General features: G+C 42.1%; 5 protein-coding genes and 1 tRNA gene. 3 read left to right on the top strand and 3 right to left on the bottom strand.

Annotated features, from left to right (window positions below; all coding sequences use genetic code 11):
• Positions 1 to 359: IS1 family transposase (locus tag JFC07_RS12905; RefSeq protein WP_198329214.1), on the top strand; the 359-nt coding region annotated here is incomplete at its 5' end.
• 152 nt (positions 360 to 511) lie between these two features.
• Here the strand turns inward: JFC07_RS12905 and JFC07_RS12900 are convergent.
• From JFC07_RS12900 to JFC07_RS12890, 3 genes are all read right to left on the bottom strand, one after another.
• A complete protein-coding gene (locus JFC07_RS12900) occupies positions 512 to 895 on the bottom strand; it encodes a DUF2147 domain-containing protein (protein ID WP_068404286.1) in 384 nt (127 codons plus the stop codon).
• A gap of 283 nt (positions 896 to 1,178) precedes the next feature.
• A complete protein-coding gene (locus JFC07_RS12895; RefSeq protein ID WP_198329213.1) occupies positions 1,179 to 1,442 on the bottom strand; it encodes a hypothetical protein in 264 nt (87 codons plus the stop codon).
• Positions 1,443 to 1,516: 74 nt separating this feature from the next.
• Positions 1,517 to 2,410, bottom strand: coding sequence for a DNA/RNA non-specific endonuclease (locus tag JFC07_RS12890; RefSeq protein WP_227514923.1), 894 nt, complete (start codon positions 2,408 to 2,410; stop codon positions 1,517 to 1,519).
• A 146-nt stretch (positions 2,411 to 2,556) separates the two neighbouring features.
• On the opposite strand from JFC07_RS12890, the gene JFC07_RS12885 reads away from it, so the two are divergent.
• A tRNA-Ser gene (locus JFC07_RS12885) sits at positions 2,557 to 2,647 on the top strand.
• A gap of 283 nt (positions 2,648 to 2,930) precedes the next feature.
• Positions 2,931 to 4,310, top strand: coding sequence for a tyrosine-type recombinase/integrase (locus JFC07_RS12880; protein ID WP_198329212.1), 1,380 nt, complete (start codon positions 2,931 to 2,933; stop codon positions 4,308 to 4,310).
• The last annotated feature ends 56 nt before the right edge of the window (positions 4,311 to 4,366 follow it).

Here is a 4,366-nt window from a genome sequence, read left to right as displayed (position 1 = left end):
AAAAGCGTAAAGTTTGGCTTATTTATGCTTATGATCGCGTTACTAATGAGATTGTTGCTTATGTTTGGGGCAAACGTGACCTGAAAACAGCTAAGAAGCTAAGAGCTCGTCTCAAGCAGCTGAAAGTCAGCTATGGCTCTATCAGTATGGATAACTGGGACAGTTTTATAACCGCCTTTAAATTTGACCACAAACGAGTTGGCAAATCTCATACGGTAGGCATTGAAGGTAATAACTGTCGCCTTAGACACCGATTGCGACGAGCCGTTCGAAAGACCTGTTGTTTCTCTAAGAAGCTCGATAATCACTTCAAAGTGTTTGATATGGTGTTCTTTTACATCAATTATGATTACGTCTGATGCCGGCATACTTTTTAGAACACCACCAAAATCCCGCAAAACCTTTCGGTCTTGCGGGATTATTTATTCTTTAACACTATAGTCTTTAACCGTTTATCTTTTTATAATGCCCAGTCTAGCAACTGAACTTTATAGAGTAAGATTATATTGGCTTATTTCTTTTTCCACGTTTGGCTACGTGAAAATGGACCGATATACCCTTTTAGTTTTAAAGTACTGCCGCTTAGATTGGCGGTCATACGATAGTCTTTACCTTTTTCAGGGTCGGTGATTGTACCGCCACTATATTTACCACCACCGTCAGCCTTTAGGCCTTTGATGATAGTTGTACCAATATGTTTCTTACCTTTAGCTGAGTTGGTATCAACCAAGGTACCAGTTAGGACACCATTAGATTCAGTAATTTTAACTAAACCTTTTGGCTTACCTTCATCATAAGTCTGCCAAGTGGTGTTATGTAATGGGTCAGCGGCAAATGCCATGCTTGCCATACTGATACCAGCAACTGCTAAAGTGGTTTTTGTGAATAATTTCATAAATTGACTCCCTTCATTTAATGATTACTAGAAACGTTGCGTTTCTAATGTCTTCGCTTATCCTTTTATCAACATTCTTTTATTGCAAACCCTTCGATCCTACGCTCATTTTAAGCAAGTAACCTTCATTAATATGCTATTAAATGCTACTAATGATTGGTTTGACAGAGAAATCTCGATCGACATAAGCGATGTCTTGACCCATTATAAGCAATTTTTAGATTTTGCCTAGTAATTTTTTTATAGTTTATTATTTCTCTAAAATCAAAAGCATATCAAACAGTTATAGAAACGGATTGTCTATAATTTTACCCGATTGGTCATCTTTTTGTTTTGACTTATTCTCAAAACTACTATATCGATTGCGGTTTTCAAATGCCAGCATAATTTTGCTCGTTAGCTCGTGTAGTTGCTGTGCCTGCTCATATCCAGCTTCGTCAAAGACTAGATTAATGTCGCCATAAATGATAATTTTATCTTCTTGGTTTTCAATAACCAAATCGCCAATTTGCATACTTTCATGATTATTCATAAAGGGTTCAATCATTTGAGCTTCCTCTACCTTAACAGCAATTTACGTGATTTTGCAACACTGTGAGAATATGGTGATATTTAGACGCCTTATGCTTTTAATTGTGCCATGAGCCAATCGATAATAGCCAGCACAAATAACATCCAAGTGGGCTCTTCTGGTGAGTCTTCGGGTAAATCTGAGCTGTCACCTGCTTTTAACGGCAGATCAAACGCGCGCGCTTTGGTTTGAGCATCTAATACGGGCAACACGTCGATGCCAATCTTGGCGGTTAATTGATCCAGACTAATCACTTCTATACGCTCTGATTCATCATTGGGCGCATAATACACGCCTGCTTGGTTGCTGGCTGGAATATAGACCGCTTTAAAAAAATGACTGGGCACCAGTACACGATTCGCCAGTTGTTTGGTCTTTTTATTCGTAAACGCCACCCCAGTAATGGTATAAACTTCACCGTATTGCTGGGTCAAATAGCGCGTGGCTGACTCGATATTACGCCAAATATAGCGATTATTGCGCGGCGATTGCGGCGCGATGTTGGCAAGGCTAAAGCTATCGTATTGCTGACTGCGATTGGCCATATTACCATTGGGCGCTAAATGCCCGCGATCATAACCTGAGCCTGAGTAATCGGACAGTTTGGCGCGCATGGATTTTGGCAGGCGGCTTTCTTCATGAAAGCTGTCTTCACGATCAATCTGTTTGGCTTGCTGCAAGCGCTTACGGTCGAGATATTCTGCTGACCACAGCGGGGTACGTGATACGCCTGAGTGCATGACAGCAAAACCGTCCATACATAGCGCTTGGGTGTTGTTGCTGAGCTTAGGATTGGTGAATTCAGGATAGACGCCACCATAAAAAGACTGGCTACATTGACTTAAATCTTCCGCGTGTGCAGCCGATATTCCTATTAAGACCGTGAATACGGTCATTATGGTGTTATTGTTAAACTGTGCTTTATCTTTAAAAAAACTTATCATGCCACTTCCAACCATCTATGCCTGCCATTCGGTAGGCGTTATCCTAGCAGGCCGTTAGTAATAAAGAAAGATGCTGCGCAGGCCGTGACATTTTAAATGCTATCCGCTATACTTAGGCAGCCAAAAATCTTGGTCTTACAAAAAACGGTGAAGTGGGTGAGTGGCTGAAACCGCACGCCTGGAAAGTGTGTATACGTTCATAGCGTATCGAGGGTTCGAATCCCTCCTTCACCGCCAATCTTATAAAACCCCAGTTTTCCCACCTCGCCCCAATTCTACCCATATACCAATCAAACCCCTTATAAATAACGCGTCTAGCGTTTTTTTTATGCCTGCTATTTTCCCAATTCGACCCAATGTGACCCACCTATCCCGTGGCTTGTGTTGGTCTATCTGTTGGTCTATGATTTCATTAGACCTCAAAAAGACCAACATTTATGCTTCATGATTCAGCTTTAGACCAACGTTTTTGTTGTATCTCTTGATTCATATAGCTTGTAGCCATAGGGAATAGACCAACATGTTAAATGATAGTAAGATCCGCAAGCTTAAACCCAGTGAGAAATGCACACCTTCATGTCCTGACAAATACAGTGACCAGCAAGGCTTACAGCTATTAGTACGCAATACTGGCACAAAGACATGGATAAGCGCCTATCGCTTCGATGGTAAGCAGACACGCCTCACACTCGGTACTTACCCCATCATGTCGCTGTCTGAGGCTAGACAAGCCAACACTGAGATTAAAGCGCTGCTCGCTGATGGTATCGACCCAAAAAATAAAAAGCGACAAGACAAGCTTGCTAACATCCACGCGCAGAAATTTAATGACTACGCCTTAGGCTGGCTCGCTGAGCGCAAGCGCAACGTTAAGCCGCGTACCTATCAGCAAGACTATAACCGGATGCATAAAGACGTGTTGCCTCATTTCGAAGGAATTGCACTAAAAGATGTAAACTTTGAGGATTGTCGATCGATGGCAGATGAGATCGAAACGCGTGTGAACACAAAAGGTGAGCCGCCACGTGAGGTGACTAGACGCACTATTGATCTGGTTGCTAATGTTTTAAGACGTGCCAAACGCGAACGCATCATCGACCAAAACCCAATCGATGATCTAAAAGCACTCTATCCTAAAGCCAAAAGTCAGCACATGAAGCATGTAGATATCAATGAGCTGCCTGCCCTACTCCAAGCTATCGAAGGCTATCATGGTCACGAGCAAACCCGATTAGGTATGAAATTCTTAGCCTATTCATTCTGTCGTACCATCGAGCTGCGTATGATGAAGTGGAGTCATATCGATTTTGCCAATCGCTTATGGCGTGTTGATATTGATAACCTTAAAATTGCGCGTAAGCATGTCGTTCCCTTATCTGATCAAATGCTTGCAGTCCTAGAGGAGATGAAAGCCATCACGGGGCAATATGAATATGTGTTCTATCATACAGGCATGCATCAGCCCTATAGTGAGGAGTTTATTAATAACGCGCTTGATATCTTAGGCTACGCAGGTAAACAGACAGGTCATGGCTTTCGCCATATCGCCTCAACCAATCTAAACGAGCTTGGGTACATGGGCGATGCGATCGAAAAGCAGATGGCGCATGATAAAAAAAGTAGCATTCGCGCGGTTTATAACCACGCGCAGCATTTAGAAGAGCGCCGTAAAATTATGCAAGTTTGGGCAGACTTTTTAGACCTGCTAAGAGATAAAGGTGAGGTAGTAGATTTTCGAACTGCTAGGCAGCAGATTGAAAGCTCTTTGGCGAAATCTGACAAAAGGCTAACTAAACATAATAAACACATAATGATAAATGCTTTACTAAATCAGGGGTTAACTAGAGAGGACTTAAAGCGGTTTATGATCGAGAGCGAGAGTTTCCCGAATTCTGTGTAACTGAGCCCATCCCGAATTCTGTGTAACTGCCATTTAGATTAAATGCTTACTGATAC

It is taken from the genome of Psychrobacter faecalis, from assembly GCF_016107575.1.
In the GTDB taxonomy this organism is placed as follows: Bacteria; Pseudomonadota; Gammaproteobacteria; order Pseudomonadales; family Moraxellaceae; genus Psychrobacter; species Psychrobacter faecalis.
This window is presented reverse-complemented; position numbering and strand designations above follow the sequence as displayed.